Raw genomic sequence first — 17,102 nt, 5'->3', positions numbered from 1 at the left:
CATGCATGAAGATCCGATCGTCATCGTCAGTGCCGTACGCACGCCCATGGGCGGGTTCCAGGGCGATTTGCGCAGCCTGACCGCACCGCAACTGGGCGCCGCCGCCATCGCCGCCGCCGTCGAGCGTGCCGGTGTCGATGCCAGTGCCGTCGACCAGGTGCTGTTCGGCTGTGTGCTGCCGGCAGGGCTCGGCCAGGCACCGGCGCGGCAGGCGGCACTCGGTGCCGGGCTGTCCCACGCTACCACCTGCACCACCTTGAACAAGATGTGTGGGTCGGGCATGCAGGCCATGATCATGGGGCATGACGCATTGTTGGCAGGCAGTGCCCGCGTGGTCGTGGCCGGTGGCATGGAAAGCATGTCCAACGCGCCATATCTGCTGGACCGCGCGCGCGACGGCTATCGCATGGGGCATGGCCGGGTACTCGACCACATGTTCCTCGATGGCCTGGAAGACGCCTACGAACCCGGACGACTGATGGGCACCTTCGCCGAAGACTGCGCCCAGGCCCACGGTTTCAGTCGTCAGGTGCAGGATGAATTCGCCCTGGCGTCGTTGACCCGCGCGCGCCAGGCCATCGCCGATGGCAGCTTCGCATCGCAGATCGTGCCGGTGCAGGTGATGCGCAACAAACAGCCGCTGCTGATCAGCGACGACGAACAACCGCCCAAGGCTAATCCGGAGAAGATTGCCTCGCTCAGGCCTGCGTTTCGCGAGGGCGGCACGGTAACCGCGGCCAATTCCAGCTCCATTTCCGATGGCGCCGCCGCGCTGGTGCTGATGCGTCGCAGCCAGGCGCAGGCACGTGGCCTCGAACCGCTGGCGATCATCCACGGGCACGCCGCCTTCGCCGACGCCCCGCACCTGTTTCCGGTCGCGCCCATCGGCGCCATCCGCAAGCTGGTGGACAGCACCGGGTGGGCGTTGCACGAGGTCGACCTGTTCGAGATCAACGAGGCCTTCGCCGTGGTCACCCTGGCCGCCATGCAGGCCTTGGAACTGCCGGCGCACAAGGTCAACGTCAATGGCGGCGCCTGCGCACTCGGTCACCCCATCGGTGCATCGGGTGCCCGTATCGTCGTCACGCTGCTGGCGGCACTGCGCCAGCGCAACCTGCGGCGCGGCATCGCCGCGATCTGTATTGGCGGCGGTGAAGCAACGGCCATTGCCGTCGAATGCGTCTACTAGGCAGGTCTTTGGTCAGGGTGCTTGCTCGGCGCCAACGGATGGATTAGAACTGACGGCCGCAAGGGTAGGGCAATGAGTGCCCTACAGGCCGTTCGGTCCGTTTCGCCCAGAAGCGGTTAGCGAGGATGAGTGAACCTGACCCGAAACCCGCTCGACGCTCCATCGCTGCGCGATACGATCTCGATTCACCTGGTGCGTGAAGCCGCGCGTGACTGTCATCTGCCTCTGCAGCCTTTGCTGCAATCGGCGGGTATCGACCCCATGCTGCTGGGCAATGACCAGGCTCGGATCCCGGTGCACAGCTACGCCCGACTCTGGCGACAACTGGCCAGGGCGCTCGACGACGAATTCTTCGGCATGGACGCGCGGCCCTTGCGGCGCGGCAGCTTCGCGTTTCTGTGCCGAGCCTGCATGCATCAGCCCACGGTAGGCGCCGCGCTGCAGCGCGCCCTGGAGTTCCTCGCACTGATGCTGGCCGCCTACGACGGGCGTCTGGCGACCCAGCAGTCGCTGGCCGAGATCGTCATCCACGAGCACAGCGCTGAACCCAAACGGGCGTTTTCCTGCTTCACCTATTGGATGATCGTGCATGGCATCGCCTGCTGGCTGGCGGGACGGCGCATTCCGATTCTGGCCATGGAACTGCGCGGGCCGGCGCCTCGCTACGTAGGCGATTATCAGGTGATGTTCTCGCCCAACCTGCGCTTCGAACGACCCCGCACCCGGCTCATCTTCGCCGCCGAGCACCTGGACATTCCCGTGCGGCGCAGTGCGACCGAGTTGAGGCGTTTTCTTGCCCGTGCCCCGGCCAACATCCTGGTGCGCTACCGCGATCCGGACAGCCTCGGCTGGCGCATACGCCAGAGGCTGCGCAATCTGCCGGCCGCAGAGTTTCCCGCCATCGAGACCATGGCCAGCCAGTGCGGTGCTTCGGTGGCCACGCTGCGTCGGCGCCTGGCCGAGGAGGGCGCTGGCTACCAGGCGCTCAAGGACAGCGTGCGCCGGGAACGCGCAGTGCTCTGGCTGGCCGAGCCGCAAGCGACCTTCGAAGACATCGCCGAGCGCCTGGGCTTCGCCGACGCCAGTTCCTTCTACAAAGCGTTTCGCAAGTGGACCGGCGCAAGCCCCGGCCACTATCGCAGCCTCATCCTCGATGGGATTGGCCCAGACGGCGCCTAGCCAGGCCGTACCAGTGACGTGGAAAACGCCACCGTAGCGGCGAATCGTTCGCGCTTTACTGCGTTTGTCAGGGCCTGCCCGCCAAATCTGCCGGATCCACCATCGAATCAATGCAAAGCGCAGGGTGCTCGCCAGCGTTTTGCGCGCCCATAATGAAAACACAACAACAAAGGTGTCCATGCCATGTTCAAGGACCACATCGTCAAGCCCCGCGCCACCGACAACCTGACGTTCATGGGTACCGTGGCTGCCGTCACCTTCGCCGTCACGCTGTTCGCCGGCCTCGGCGAGAGCGGCCTCGGCCGCCTGATGGCGCCGATCCTGCAGGACCTGCACGCACCGCTGGCCCGTGACCTGGCCGTGGCAGTCACCTTCACCCTGACGCTGGTGCTGAACCTGTTCGTGTTGGGACGGTTCCCCTTGCGGGCGCAGATCATCACGGTGTGGTGCGAGCTGTTGCTGATGTTCCTGCTGTTCTTCGACACCTTCGACCTTTCCTACGCGTTCATCGCCACCAAAGTCGGTTTCATGATTACCCAAGGGGTATTCACGACGGTTTACGTGTCTGCAATTTCCATTGCCATCGCGTTCGTACTCGCTTTGCTGGGCGCCACCGCGCGCCTGTCGTCCAACGGTTTCGCCATCGCGATCGCCAGCTTCTACACCTCGTTCTTCCGTGGGGTGCCGCTGCTGATCCAGATCTACCTCATCTACCTGGGCATCCCGCAACTGGGCTATGTAGTCGGTGCCGTGCCGGCCGGCATCCTGGCGCTGTCGCTGTGCTACGGCGCGTACATGACCGAAATCTTCCGCGCCGGCATCAGCAGCATTCCGCGCGGGCAATGGGAGGCGTCCAGGGCCATTGGCCTGTCGCCACTGCAAACCATGTTGCGGGTGATTCTGCCGCAGTCCATGCGCCTGATCATCCCGCCCACCGGCAACCAGTTCATCTCCATGCTCAAGGACAGCTCGCTGGTGTCGGTGATCGGCGTCTGGGAGTTGATGTTTCTGGCACGCACCCAGGGCCGCGCGGAGTTTCGCCATCTGGAGATGCTGATCACCGCCGCGGTGCTGTACTGGTTGCTGTCGATCGTTCTGGAAACGGTCCAGGCCCGCCTGGAAAAACACTTCAACCGTGCCCACCGCTGAGCCGTCCAGGAGCTTGAGATGAATCGATCGAACGTTGCCCACGATCTTCCCCAGCAAGCCGGTGTTCGTGTGCGCAAGCTGAACAAATGGTATGGCGAGTTCCACGTGCTCAAGGATATCGACCTGCATATTGCCAGCGGCGAGATCGTGGTCATCTGCGGGCCCTCGGGCTCGGGCAAGTCGACGCTGATCCGCTGCCTGAACCTGCTGGAAGACTTCCAGCAGGGCGAGGTGATCATCGGCGAGACCCCGCTCACTCGCAGTGCCGCCTGCGTGGCCGGCATACGCCGCCAGGTCGGCATGGTCTTTCAGCAATTCAACCTGTTTCCGCACCTGACCGTGCTCGACAACCTGATGCTGGGGCCGCGGCTGGTCAGCCGGCTGAGCGATGCCGACGCCCGTGCCCTGGCCCATGAATACCTGGAACGGGTGCGCATCGGCAACCAGGCCGACAAATACCCGGGCCAGTTGTCCGGTGGCCAGCAACAGCGCGTGGCCATTGCCCGGGCGCTGTGCATGCGCCCGCGCATCATGCTCTTCGACGAGCCCACCTCGGCGCTCGACCCCGAGATGGTCAAGGAGGTGCTCGACGTAATGGGCGAGCTGGCCGAGGACGGCATCACCATGCTCTGCGTGACCCATGAAATGGGCTTCGCACGCCGCGTGGCCGACCGGATCATCTTCATGGACCAGGGGTGCATCATCGAAGAGGCCAAACCGCAGGATTTCTTCGATAACCCAAGACACGAACGTGCGCGCGAGTTCCTTTCGCAGATTCTCAGCCACTGAGCGCGCGAGCTGCGCGCCGGAACCGGTCACGGATTCACCCATGCTGCACACGCCACAAGAACGATAACCGCGTACCGCTGCTCTCTGGAGGTTCACCATGACGTCGCTGACCCGCTTGTTCACCGCCGCCGCACTGGCCGGCGTCTTCACGGCCGGAGCCGGGGTTGCCTGGGCAGGCACCACCCTGGACCGCATCAACTCGACCAAGGTCATGAAAGTGGCCACGGCGGCCAACTGGCCACCGCAATCGTTCCTGGGGCCGGACAATGCCCTGCAGGGCTTCGATATCGACGTGGCCACCGAGATCGGCAAGCGCCTGGGCAGCAAGGTGGCGTTCGTCACGCCCGAGTACGGCATCATCACCGCCGGGCGCTGGTCGAACCGCTGGGACATTTCGGTCGGTTCGATGACGCCGACCCGTGAGCGGGGCAGGGTGCTCGACTTCCCCGCGGTCTACTACTACACGCCGTACGTGTTCGCCGTGCACAAGGCCGCCGCGGGTACCAAGACCGCCGACCTCAATGGCAAGATCATCGGCGTCGAGGCCGGCACCACGTCCGAGGACTACATCAACCGCCGGCTGACCATCGATGCGGCCGACGTGCCGTCCTTCACCTACGACGTCGAGCCTGGCGAGGTAAAAACCTACGGCGACAGCATGGGACCGCTGGACGACCTGCGCATGGGCAACGGGGTGCGCCTCAACGCTACCTTGTCCGCACTGCCGACCATCAGTGCCGCCATCAAGAATGGCTACCCGATCGTCCAGGTCGAGGGCAAGCCGGCCTATTACGAACCGCTGGCCATCGCCGTCGACAAGGGCGACGACGCCTTCAACGGTGCGCTGACCAAGATCGTCGATGAGATGAAAGCCGACGGCACTCTCAAGCAGCTTTCCGAAAAATGGTACGGCGCCGACCTCACCAAGGTGCAGTGACCTGCCGGCGTGCCGTGTGCCGGGAGCACTCGGCACGCACCCGCCCGATGAAGGATGACGGACCTCATGTTCAGCTATATCGACAACTATTACACCGCGACCATGCGCGAGGCACCCGTGCGGCCGCCGCTCGCCGGCAAGGTCTGCGTCGATGTGTGCATCGTCGGCGGCGGCCTGGCAGGGCTGAGCACCGCCTGGGAGTTGGTGTCGCGCGGCAAGTCCGTGGTGGTGCTGGAGGCGGCGAGGGTGGCCTGGGGCGCTTCCGGGCGCAACGGCGGGTTCGTCTTGCAAGGCTGGTCCGAAGGCCTCTCGGCCATCGAGCAGCGCTGCGGCAAGGACACGGCTGCCGACCTGTTCAAGCTGTCCCTGGAAGGCGTGGACAGCGTGCGCGAGACCATTGAGCGGCATTCACTGCCGGGTTGCGCACCCAGCCGGGGCAAGCTGAGCGTCAGCCGCTTCGACAACGCGGATAGCCTCCAGCGATTCAGCGAGCGCATGGACCGCGATTTCGGCTTCACCCTGGATTACCTCGACCGCGACACCCTGCGCACCCTGCTTGATACCGATCGCTACCACCAGGGGCTGCGCGACACCCATGGTTTCCATTTCCACCCACTGAACTATTGCCTGGGCCTGGCCGATCTGATCGAGCAAAAAGGGGGCGTGATCCATGAGCAGTGCGCCATGCTCCAGGTCGACAGCCGAGCTGGGCGCTCCCAGGTGTCAACGGCCCACGGCAGCGTCGATTGCGTGGATGTGGTGTACTGCTGCGGCGGCTACGGCGGCCCGGAATTCGGCAAGTTGCACCGTGCCTTCCTGCCCATCGCCACCTACGTAGTGCTCACCGAACGGCTGGGCGCACGCCTGCAGCAGGCAGTACGTACCACTGAAGCCGTCGGCGATTCTCGGCGAGCCTCGGATTACTACCGTATCGTGGATGGCGATCGGCTGCTGTGGGGTGGCCACATCACCACCCACAACCTGCAAGACGAGCAGCGTCTGGCGCAACTGCTCAGCGCCGATATCCTCGATGTCTATCCACAGCTGCAAGGCTTGAAAATCGACAAGGCCTGGTCTGGACTGATGGGCTACGCGAGGCACAAAATGCCCCACATCGGCCCTTTGGGCCCCGGACTGTGGTCCTGCGCATCGTTCGGCGGGCACGGCATGAACACCGCGCCGGCCGGGGGAAGGGTGATTGCCGAGGCCATCTGCGGCGAATCGGACCGCTACCGCTTGTTCGACCGCTACGGGCTGCAGTGGAACGGGGGCCCATTCGGCCCCCCGGCGGCGCAATTGGTGTATACCGGGTTGAAGATCATGGACAAGTTCCAGGAACGAAACGCCGGCGCAGGGCCGCGCTAACACTTTTACAGGCAAGGTCGACACGGCATGGACGCACACCCACCCGGCACATTGTTCAACCTCACCGAGAACGACCGGCAACTGCTGGCGTTGCTGCAAGCCAACGCCCGCGAGCCGACCGCTTCACTGGCGCGCAAGCTCGGAGTGTCGCGCTCCTCGGTGCAGGAGCGTATCCAGCGGCTGGAGAAGGCCGGCGTCATCACCGGCTACAGCGTGCGCATCGACCACGACCGGATACAGCCCACCATCAACTGCTTCACCATGACCTCCTGCACCAACAAGAGCTACACCGACGTCATGACCACCTTGCGCAAGATCGAGGCAGTGCAGGCCGTGTACGCGGTGTCCGGGGAGTCGGACTTCATCATTCACCTGGCCACCGGGACACTGGGCGAACTCAACGCCGAGCTGACCCGGATCAACATGATCAAGGGCGTGGCGCACACGGCGTCGCACATCGTGATGGAGACCAAGTTCAGTCGGAAGCTGAGCGTGTAGGAAAGTGGATGCCCGGTGAATGATTCACCGGGCAGGGTACCTAGAGGTTGATCGGGTATTGGGTGATGAACCTGACGTCGTCAAGGTCGCCGCTGAACGAGTTGCGGTAGGTGGCCTGTCGCACCCGGAAGCTAAGGTCTTTCAGCGGACCGCTTTGCACTGTGTAAGCCGCCTCCAGGTCGCGCTCCCATTCACTTTGACCGCTCGCGCCGTTGGCGAGGGTGATGTTGTCGCCGCGCAGGTAACGTGCGAGTTGAGTACTGTCTTTGATAGTTTGAGCTTCACCGCCGCGGTGGCGCGCGAGATGAGAGCAGGGATCGTTGGGGAAACGCGTCTGGTTCTACTCGACCACGGCCTGTGCGACCTTAATCTTCGCTTTGCAGCGTCGTCTATGATAGTGATTGACGAAATCAACCTCGGTATTGGTGCGATACATGCCCGAGAAATCCACCATCCGGACGTGTCAATCAATGCGCATGATGCTCACCTCAGCGCTGTATAACGCCCTTGGCTGCTGGGCAATGCTGGCATTTCTAGGCTTTGCAGGGTTTGCCAACGCCGATAATCCACGAAGTGGATCTACAACGCCTAACCTGGCCCCTACGAATGCTCTGCCCATCGCGCTGACGGACATTCTTGAACGGGCCGACGAAGATCAACAACGCGTGGACAGTGTAAAGCGACTACTCGCCGCGCCGGATCCAGTCGATTACTTGGGCGCCCAGCTCGACAACATTGCATTTCCGGTCACGGCGAAGCAGCAGACGGCCCATAGCGTCGTGTTCGGTGAGTTGCCAGCCATGCGCATCCAAAGCCTGGCCAGGCACTGGGAGTTCGACGTCCGCCGCCTGGAACGGTGGAACGCGCAAGCGCGCAGAGCGTTCAGCCCTTACTCCGACAGCGCCCTGCAGTTGGCTCAGCGCCGCGCCGTGTGGGCCTCGACGCAAGAGGCGAGCGTGCTCGACGGGCTACCTGTGGTTGTGTCCGCGCGCATCGACAGCATGCTGGCACAGATTGATGCGAGCCAAACAGCCCTGGGCGGGGAGCTTGCCCGGCAGTTTGCGCTGATGCAGCGCGCAAGCGAGCTTAATGCCAGTATCGAAGCAGGGACTCGAGAGGTAGCTTCGGCGCTGGATGACCTTGACCGTCGGTTGCTCCGTATCGATGTGGCCCCGCTTTGGCAGGGCCTTGGGTCGAGCATGGATCAAGCGTCGACCTGGGACGCCATGTGGCGGGGACTCGAGATAGAAGGGCAGTTCGCTCGCGACTACAATTCGGCAGGCACCCGTAACCAGCTGGCGCTCACGTTGATTCAACTATTGCTGCTACCCCTGATTCTATGGTTGGTGGTGCGCAGCCGACGCACAAGACAGCAACAGGCAGAACCGGAAAAACCGACGCGTGCCCTGCGCCGTCCTTTCTCGGCCTGGCTGCTGCTGTGCATGCTGGCCGTACTGGTGCTGGAGCCGGATGCTCCGCTCCTGGTCCAGGAGGTCGCTCTGCTGGTGGCGCTGGTACCTGTACTGCGTTTGCTACCCAGTGGAGCGTTACGTGCACTTGGCGTGTGGCCCTACATTGCAATTGCCATGTATGGGCTGGATCGCCTCGGTATCCTGGCAGTCGACAATGGCGGGATTTACCGGCTCTACCTTCTGGCGATGAACAGCCTGGCCCTGGTACTGACCCTCTGGCTACTGTGCCGCGCGATGCCTGCCCTCAAGCGTCCTGACAATCGGCTGCAGCGAATCATGCGTCCGGTCGGATGGGTCGCTGCAGCCCTATTGTCTGTAGCGCTAGTCGCGAACATCGTAGGCAATACCTCTTTGGCCGAGACGCTGACCAGTGGCGTAACCGACAGTGGCTACATGGCGCTGTTGCTCTATGCAGGCATCGGCGCCTGCGTGGGGCTGTTCCAGGCGTTGCTGGGACAGCCGGAAATTGCCAATCGAAACTTCGTCCGGCATCAGGAAAAGGCCTTGCAATCGGGCTTCACTCGTCTGCTGATGTTCGGCGCCGTCATCGGCTGGCTTCTTTACAGTATGGATCGCTTTCGCGTTTTGCGGCCGCTCTATAGCGCAACTCACGCAGTCATGGAGTTTGGGATCGATGTCGGCGAGGTGTCGATAAACATAGGCCATCTGCTGGTGTTCGTTTTCTCGGCCTGGATCGCTTTCTGGGCGGCCCGCACGGTCAGGCGTCTGCTCCGCGCCGAGCTGCCCAACCATGGCAGCTTGCCGCGGGGTGTAGGTAACAGCATCGCGTCGCTCAGTTATTACGGCGTTCTGCTACTAGGCTTGCTGGTTGCACTTTCAGCGGCTGGGTTCAAAGTCAGTCAGCTGACACTCATATTCGGCGCGCTCGGCGTGGGCATAGGGTTCGGGCTGCAGAATGTGGTGAACAATTTCGTCTCTGGCCTGGTATTGATGTTCGAGCGGCCGATACAACCTGGCGATCTGGTCGATGCTGCTGGGACTTCAGGCACCGTGCGCGAGATAGGCTTGCGCGCGACCATCCTGCGCACATCGGATGGCGCCGACGTGGTGGTACCCAACGGCTTGTTGCTCAATGGCAACCTCACCAACTGGACCCTGTTCGACAGAAGTCGACGTATCGAAATCCCCATAGGCGTGGCCTACGGCGCAGACCCTGGCAAAGTGATCGCCTTATTGAACGCTGTCTTGGAAGAAATACCAGGTCTGGCCGAGCAGCCTGCCCCTGTCGTGGTATTGGTTGGGTACGGGGAGGGCGCCTTGAACTTCACGGTCAGTGCATGGACTCAGGATCTGAGCAGTTGGGCAAGGCTGCGTGGTGAGATACTGAGCCGTGTGCTGGCCACGCTTGAGCAGGCCGGAATCTCGGTGCCCTGCAAGCGGGTCGATGTGAATCTGCTAGAGATGGGAAAACAAACCACGCTAACCTCATCGTCTTGAACGGCCACAATGGGCAGGGATGCCGAGTCCGCTGGACGAACGTGCAGCGCGGGCTGTGTCCGTTGCTCGGCGGCGGTGCGCTGGTGAAGGTAAGTACTCTCTGAGTGCCGGATAGAACACACTGGACTAACTAAACTAAATGACTATTTAGTAGAGTTAGCGTATTTTAGCCGATTTTAGCATCATGATAGGGTGCTTTCCACGCAGTGACACTATGAGTCGGGTCTATTCATGTCGCTAACGCCGACTGGCTGATCCACGCCAAGCCGCTAGCATTCAGGCGGGTAGCCATCCAAGCGACAGAATCAGAAAACCGCCCAGTATCTCGGCGTCAAATTCCCCCTGGCCTGACCAGCACTGTTGGTCAAGGTTGTTTGTGTTGTATGGAACGAACACTCCACAGCGTTCGTGCAGCTGGCTGATCAACGCATAGGGCTCGTGTTGTGAGCGATTGCGCATGGCTTTGGCTCATCCGGTTCAGGTGTCTGATAACGCATCCTGTAGCCTGGCGGCCATCGTTGGACGAAGCTGAACAGACGGTGCGTAGTATGGAGGCCTGAATGTCCTGGCGGACAGGCGATGCTTCAGATCGCGCATGACAAGCTGGTTGATTACCACGCGAGGCGTGGATTGATCTGCAGATACGTATTGTGAAAGTGGGCAAGAACGCTTGCACAGGTAACCAGCCTTTAGGCAACCAGGAGGGTTCAGACCACCAGCGTCTAGTGAACGTAGTTTCCGCAAGCCAAGGAATGGGCGTAGCTGGACTGCAAGTGTGGCAGGTTCATGGCAAAGGCCGATCCCTGGCTTGCAGAGCCAACCCTGCTGTGGAGATTGCAGGATGCGGCATTACGCATAATGTATATTATGTTAAATTACGTGTTTGTCTTAAGCTGCATTCAACTGTCCAACGTCACATCGGCGGACTTCGCCTGATCCTGGCTTAGCGCCAACCGCCAGCTGTTGCCGACCGGCAGCAGCTTTGGCGTACAAATCGTAAGCATACATCGAAGCGAGAGCTCCACTTTCTACGCGAATGCGCTTAGGGATTAACGGTATCGCTGTCCGCTGCGTAATCGACACTGACCTTTAACCAGCTACTTTTTCCCGTGCCTTGAAATAAAGTCAGCCTCATCCATGCGGTTGGCAAACATGCTAACCGCTTCCACGGCATCACTTGCACCGTCCCGGATCTGGACAATCACTTGCCCAGCTTGATCAGCTAGGGTAACGCCTCGGTTGGCACCCTCTTGAGTGGCGTTCATGCTCGCAACTGCCTCACGTGTCTCCGCGAGAATCTTGCCAATCATCTCTGCGATTTCCTTGGTGGAGCCGCTAGTACGTCCGGCGAGCTGCCTTACCTCATCGGCCACGACTGCAAATCCCCGCCCTTGATCGCCCGCCCGAGCCGCTTCTATAGCAGCATTTAGCGCTAGAAGGTTAGTCTGATCAGCAATACCGCGAATAGTATTAACGATCGCCGTGATCTGCTCCGAGCGATCCCCCAGTTGCCCTACTAATCTAGCGGAAGAGCCAATGTTTTCCGCAATCTGGCGCATCTCTCGCGCAGTTTCCTGGATCACAAGCGTGCCCTGCTCAGCGACCTTTTCGGTCTCGGCTGAAATGTGATAGGCTTTTGAAGCCCCATGCGCGTCCGCTTCTTGCGTCTCTACCTTTGACGTAATGTCGCTCGCGAATTTGACAACTTTATAGACTTTGCCATCCGTATCGAAAACAGGATTGTAGGTCGCTTCTAACCAAACGACGTGGCCATTTTTGCCAATTCTTTTGAACTGACCGCCCACAAATTCCCCTCGGTTTAGCTTACGCCAAAACTCGGCGTATTCGGCACTGTTGACCAGAGATGGCTCACAGAAAGCTCTATGATGTTTGCCGCTAATATCTGCCAACGAATAGTTCATGACTTGCAGAAAATTACCATTGGCTACCAACACCTGCCCGGATGGGTCAAATTCACAAATTGCCATGGCGCGATCCACTGCGTTGAGCTTGCTGCGGGTTTCATTTTCCAGAAGGACTTTTTGAGTAACATCCAAAGCGTATTTGACTACTTTGACAACACGGCCTTGGGCGTCGGTCACAGGATTGTAACTTGCCTCGAGCCATACGCTTCTGCCCGACTTGTCAATACGCACGAAAGTGCCGGATATAAATTTACCTGCACGCAGAGACGCCCAGAGGTCTGCGTACTCAGTGCTACTTAGCATTTCCGAATCGCAGAAATCACGATGTTTTTTACCCGTCAGTTCCTCTGCGTGGTACCCCATAATGGTGAGAAATTTATCGTTAGCGCGGATAATTTTTCCGTCTGGCTCCAGCTCGACAACAGCCATCGACTTTTCCAACGCGCCCATCAATCCTTTGAGTTCCGCTACTTCGGCCTTCATGGCTGCCAGTTCAGTTCTATCTTTACGTCCGAACATAACGTGCCTCTTTTTGGTTCATAGGAAACTCGTTGTTGTGAAGGTATCGGCTTAACACAATAAAGCTGGAGCGACTACTCGCCTGGTCAGACGAACGGTGCGTTATAAGCCGGTAGTCATATTTATCGATTGGCTACGAAATCGCGACAGATTTTGCGAAATGGCTAGCCTCGCCACACCTTGTGGTGATATGAAATCTATCTCGAATCGACAACGTGCTAGTGTTTGGGCACCTTGCTCAGCATATATTGGATATCCAGCTGCAGTGCGCTACGTTCTTGAAAACTTAACGTGACTGGAACTGCTTTATTCCATCGGACGTCACGAATCCCATAGCGACTTGCGATGTGTTCAAGAGAGGTCAGATCTACGACTACGCCGACATGTACGCCATGCCGTACCAAAACACTCAGCCATGCCCTTTCCAACCACATCGAATCCCGACTGACTATTAATAGCTTCTTGGTTTCAAACAACATTTAGTGTACTTCGTAGATTGCGTCCAATCGAGCTGGCTCCTCTTGAGTACCTACTCCGAACAACATGCGTGATGCCATATCTTCCAGCCTTCAGCTCATCCGATAGCATTTTCTTATCGTGCTCGCTGTTTATCAGAACTCTACGCCCGAATTAAACGCTGCCATCGCAAAGCGCGCTCTTCATCCATCACATCGTATTCGACGAGAATTACTGTCTCGCGGGCATCGAAATTGATAGCTAGCCGATATAAGCTTAATCTCTGCAGTTACCGAAAATACTCACTACAGCTTTAATTTTGACTTGAACATCAATACATTTGCTTTAGCTTTCGGCACCTTTATTGAGCTGCAATGTGTAGTGGTCTAATGAAACCGGACACCCATTTAGGCGAGAATGCTCGCCACAGAGAGGTGTCTGATGACCAAGCAACGTCGTACCTTTACCCCTGAGTTCAAGCGCGAGGCGGCGTGCCTGGTGCTCGACCAAGGCTACACCCATACCGAAGCAGCCCGTTCGCTTGGGCTGGTTGAGTCGGCCTTGCGTCGTTGGGTGAACCAGCTCCAGCAAGAACGTGGCGGTGTTACTCCAACCAGCAAAGCCCTGACGCCTGAGCAGCAAAAAATCCAGGAACTCGAAGCTCGTATCAATCGGCTCGAACGGGAAAAATCGATCTTAAAAAAGGCCACCGCGCTCTTGATGGCCGAGGAACACGAGCGTTCGCGTTAATCGATCAACTGCGGGCTCAAGAGCCGATTGATCTGTTGTGCTCGGTATTTGAAGTAACCCGATCTTGCTACTACGCGTACTGCCGAAAACGTCGGTATCCGGATGCCGAACGGGTGGTTTTGCGTAGTCGCGTGAACGAGCTGTTCACGCAAAGCCGAAGCGCTGCGGGCAGCCGAAGCATCATGCTGATGATGAAAGAGGACGGCATGCAGATCGGGCGATTCAAGGTACGTAGGTTGATGCGCGAGATGAACTTGATCAGCAAACAGCCGGGCTCACATGCCTACAAAAAGGCTACTGTGGAGCGGCCTGATATTCCGAACGTGCTTGATCGGGGCTTCAACGTTACATCCCCGAACAAGGTCTGGTGCGGTGACATTACGTACGTTTGGGCTGAGGGTCGATGGCACTACCTGGCGGCTGTCATCGACCTTTGTGCCCGCCGTGTTGTGGGTTGGGCGTTCTCATCCAAGCCCGACGCCGACTTGGTGATCAAGGCGTTGGACATGGCTTACGAGCAGCGTGGCAGGCCGCAAAACGTAATGTTTCATAGCGATCAGGGCAGCCAGTATGGCAGCAGGAGTTTCCGCCAAAGACTATGGCGATACCGCTTCACACAGAGCATGAGTCGGCGCGGCAACTGCCACGATAACGCGCCGATGGAGCGGCTATTTCGCAGCCTGAAAACTGAATGGATACCGACGGTGGGCTACATGAGCGCTGCGCTAGCGCAACAGGACATCGGCCGGTTCCTGATGGAGCGATACAACTGGCGGCGACCGCATCAGTTCAACGAAGGGCTAGCGCCTGCGGTCGCTGAGGAAAAACTCAATTCAGTGTCCGGGATCAGTTGACCACTACAATGTGCGTACGAAGCCTCAGACGCCATTACCTGAAAACTATTCATTGAGACAAACGCAAGACCCGCTGCTGCAAGCGCCATCACTCTTAAACTCTTCATCACATTTCCCCCATTTGAAAAAACTTGGCTCTGCGCACGACTCCCTAATGACCCGTCAGTTCGAACAGATCTATCATCGACCCGGCTGAATGCTGAGTTGAACCGGGAAGGTCTCGATCAACTCTTTAGACAGGATCATCGACTGAGTCGTTTTCACGTATTCTTGAAAATGCGGTGAAGCAATATGGCTTTGATATGCCGCTCCATCCGATTAGATTGCAAAGAAATGGAGCCTATTCGGGTGTCCTTTTTCTGCAACTGAGTAGAGAGTCAGCACACCCAGTTCAAGACGGACGGAGTCGGCCATTTCCTCTTTGACGGCAACTTGACAAGCCGCCAGTTGAGAAGGATCGATGACAAGCTGCGCAATACGCACAATTTGCTCAGAAGGTAGTGCGGCAACCGCTGATCCCACCCAAACACCACTAAAAAAACATGGCCTTGAGGATTGATATTCGCATTTATACTTCTCTTATGAAGGACTGCGAAGCCTTGCCTCAGCCATCGCTCACGATTGTCCCTGATTAAACCAGATAACCGTTAGGAGTGGTCAAGCCGCGGCCGGCAGCTGTATTCAATCCCCGATACCTTAATACCCGCCAATTCCGGGCCTTTGTGGACATTACTGAGCGCTACTCATGGATTCATCCTTAAAATCGCAGTTATCAGCTAGAACGCAGTGCCATAGGCTCTAGTCATGAAAATACGGCACTGCGTGCCGTCATTGCCCTCACATTAGACGTGCGCCGGTAAGTCATCAGTAACTGATACCCGCTTATGCCACACACATTGCGATCGGAGACGTTCATGAACCCCGAAAATCCCACCGCATCCGGAGCGGGAATAGAGATGTCCCGCCGACAAGTGCTCATTGGCACCGCAGGCACTGCGGTCACTGCGGTTTTGGCAAAGGTCGATCACGCCCAAGCGACCGCCAATATCAAATCGACAGCGCAAACTCCGCCAGTCAGTCATGTGACGTTTACCCTCAACGGGCGGCGAGTTGCCCTGGATGTCGACAACCGCACCACGCTTCTGGACGCCCTTCGAGAAAGGCTGCATCTGACGGGCAGCAAGAAAGGCTGTGACCACGGCCAGTGCGGCGCCTGTACGGTGATCGTTGAGGGTCGACGAATCAACGCGTGCCTGACACTTGCGGTCATGCACGAAGGCGACAGCATCACCACCATTGAAGGCCTCGGTACCCCGGACAACCTGCACCCACTGCAAGCAGCGTTCATCAAGCATGACGGATACCAGTGCGGGTACTGCACGCCTGGCCAGATCTGCTCGGCAGTCGCGATGCTTGAAGAAATAAAAGCCGGCATACCCAGTCACGTCAGCGGTGATCTGATTGCCAAGAGCCAAGTCAGCGCCGTCGAAATCCGGGAGCGCATGAGTGGGAATATCTGCCGTTGCGGTGCGTACTCCAACATCGTCGACGCCATCCAGGAATCAGCAGGAGGCGAGGCATGAAGTCCTTCACGTACGAACGCGCCGCATCTATGCAGCAAGCGGTTAACGCTTGCGTAAGCCACGAGGGAGCCCGATTCATCGCCGGTGGTACCAATTTGCTCGATCTGATGAAACTGGAGATCGAGACCCCGCAGCATCTGATTGATGTAAACGGATTGGCGCTCGACAAAATCACCGCGACGAACGAAGGCGGGCTAAGGATTGGCGCCATGGTGCGCAACACTGATCTGGCGGCTGCGCCACAGGTGCGTCGAGACTATGCCGTCCTCTCCAGGGCGCTGCTTGCCGGCGCGTCAGGACAATTGCGCAACAAAGCCACGACGGCAGGCAATCTGTTGCAGCGCACCCGGTGTGCGTACTTCTACGACACTAATCAGCCCTGCAACAAGCGTCGCCCGGGAACTGGCTGCTCTGCAATGGGCGGTGCCAGTCGGCAACAAGCGGTCATAGGTGTCAGCGATGCCTGCATTGCCAGCCATCCCAGCGACATGGCGGTGGCGATGCGAGCATTGGGCGCCAAGGTAGAAACACTCAATTCAGACGGTCACGTCAGAACGATTGAGATCGACCACCTCTACAGTGCCCCAGGGAGCACCCCTCATATCGAAAACGTCCTTGGGCCAGGCGAGCTGATTACCGCTGTGACCTTGCCCAAGCCTGTTGGCGGCGAGCACATCTACTACAAGGTTCGTGACCGTGCGTCTTATGCGTTTGCGCTGGTTTCAGTCGCTGCGATCGTGCTGCCCGATGGGACGGGGCAACTAGCCCTTGGGGGTGTCTCATACAAGCCCTGGCGAAGTGAAGCGGCCGACGCTTTTCTGCCTGACGGCGCTAAAGCCGTAGCAACACACTTGCTGGCTGGCACTAATCCAACTACCCAAAACGCTTTCAAAATCAAACTGGCGGAACGGACGATCGGTCTGGCTTTGTCCAGTTCGTCTTCTTCACAACGGCCTCGCACGGCTGCGGTCGATTGACC

At 59.0% G+C, this 17,102-nt stretch carries 12 protein-coding genes and 2 pseudogenes; 11 read left to right on the top strand and 3 right to left on the bottom strand.

Annotated features, from left to right (window positions below; genetic code table 11):
- Position 1: 1 nt before the first annotated feature.
- From H7993_RS02535 to H7993_RS02505, 7 genes are all read left to right on the top strand, one after another.
- Positions 2 to 1,189, top strand: a complete 1,188-nt coding sequence (locus H7993_RS02535) for an acetyl-CoA C-acyltransferase (RefSeq protein WP_185793328.1) — start codon at positions 2 to 4, stop codon at positions 1,187 to 1,189.
- 129 nt (positions 1,190 to 1,318) lie between these two features.
- The gene (locus H7993_RS02530) at positions 1,319 to 2,368 is read left to right on the top strand and encodes an AraC family transcriptional regulator (protein WP_342345027.1); all 1,050 of its coding nucleotides are present in this window, start codon (positions 1,319 to 1,321) and stop codon (positions 2,366 to 2,368) included.
- Positions 2,369 to 2,551: 183 nt separating this feature from the next.
- Positions 2,552 to 3,517: an amino acid ABC transporter permease gene (locus tag H7993_RS02525; protein WP_185793327.1), complete on the top strand. Its 966-nt coding sequence runs from the start codon at positions 2,552 to 2,554 to the stop codon at positions 3,515 to 3,517.
- 18 nt (positions 3,518 to 3,535) lie between these two features.
- Positions 3,536 to 4,306 carry an amino acid ABC transporter ATP-binding protein gene (locus tag H7993_RS02520; RefSeq protein ID WP_185793326.1) on the top strand — a complete coding sequence of 257 codons (771 nt, stop codon included), beginning with the start codon at positions 3,536 to 3,538 and terminating at the stop codon, positions 4,304 to 4,306.
- Between the two features lie 97 nt (positions 4,307 to 4,403).
- On the top strand, positions 4,404 to 5,243 hold the full coding sequence (locus tag H7993_RS02515) for a transporter substrate-binding domain-containing protein (RefSeq protein ID WP_122715385.1): 840 nt from the start codon (positions 4,404 to 4,406) through the stop codon (positions 5,241 to 5,243).
- Positions 5,244 to 5,309: 66 nt separating this feature from the next.
- Positions 5,310 to 6,608 (top strand): NAD(P)/FAD-dependent oxidoreductase, encoded by a 1,299-nt coding sequence (locus H7993_RS02510; protein ID WP_185793325.1) that lies wholly within the window; start codon positions 5,310 to 5,312, stop codon positions 6,606 to 6,608.
- 27 nt (positions 6,609 to 6,635) lie between these two features.
- Entirely contained in the window at positions 6,636 to 7,106 is a 471-nt protein-coding gene (locus H7993_RS02505) for an Lrp/AsnC family transcriptional regulator (RefSeq protein WP_122478066.1), read from the top strand.
- Between the two features lie 40 nt (positions 7,107 to 7,146).
- Here H7993_RS02505 and H7993_RS02500 read toward each other — a convergent pair whose 3' ends face one another.
- Positions 7,147 to 7,347, bottom strand: coding sequence for an OprD family outer membrane porin (locus H7993_RS02500; protein ID WP_244646888.1), 201 nt, complete (start codon positions 7,345 to 7,347; stop codon positions 7,147 to 7,149).
- 193 nt (positions 7,348 to 7,540) lie between these two features.
- Between H7993_RS02500 and H7993_RS02495 the strand changes: the two genes are divergently transcribed.
- The gene (locus H7993_RS02495; RefSeq protein ID WP_185793324.1) at positions 7,541 to 10,036 is read left to right on the top strand and encodes a mechanosensitive ion channel family protein; all 2,496 of its coding nucleotides are present in this window, start codon (positions 7,541 to 7,543) and stop codon (positions 10,034 to 10,036) included.
- Between the two features lie 1,097 nt (positions 10,037 to 11,133).
- Here the strand turns inward: H7993_RS02495 and H7993_RS20855 are convergent.
- Positions 11,134 to 11,601, bottom strand: a pseudogene (locus tag H7993_RS20855) (methyl-accepting chemotaxis protein); the annotation flags it as partial.
- Between the two features lie 102 nt (positions 11,602 to 11,703).
- A pseudogene (locus tag H7993_RS20850) lies at positions 11,704 to 12,390 on the bottom strand (PAS domain-containing protein); the annotation flags it as partial.
- 987 nt (positions 12,391 to 13,377) lie between these two features.
- Here H7993_RS20850 and H7993_RS02485 point away from each other — a divergent pair.
- From H7993_RS02485 to H7993_RS02475, 3 genes are all read left to right on the top strand, one after another.
- Positions 13,378 to 14,540, top strand: a protein-coding gene (locus tag H7993_RS02485) for an IS3 family transposase (RefSeq protein WP_185793323.1) whose coding sequence is annotated in 2 segments (ribosomal slippage) — positions 13,378 to 13,630 and positions 13,630 to 14,540 — 1,164 coding nt in all. Because the reading frame shifts where the segments join, the coding sequence is not laid out codon by codon here.
- A 914-nt stretch (positions 14,541 to 15,454) separates the two neighbouring features.
- Positions 15,455 to 16,123 carry an aldehyde dehydrogenase iron-sulfur subunit PaoA gene (gene paoA, locus H7993_RS02480; protein WP_185793322.1) on the top strand — a complete coding sequence of 223 codons (669 nt, stop codon included), beginning with the start codon at positions 15,455 to 15,457 and terminating at the stop codon, positions 16,121 to 16,123.
- Positions 16,120 to 17,100, top strand: a complete 981-nt coding sequence (locus H7993_RS02475) for an FAD binding domain-containing protein (protein ID WP_185793321.1) — start codon at positions 16,120 to 16,122, stop codon at positions 17,098 to 17,100. Before paoA ends, H7993_RS02475 begins: the two co-directional genes overlap by 4 nt.
- Positions 17,101 to 17,102: the final 2 nt, after the last annotated feature.

The sequence above is a fragment of the Pseudomonas baltica genome (assembly GCF_014235765.1).
GTDB lineage: Bacteria > Pseudomonadota > Gammaproteobacteria > Pseudomonadales > Pseudomonadaceae > Aquipseudomonas > Aquipseudomonas baltica.
This window is presented reverse-complemented; position numbering and strand designations above follow the sequence as displayed.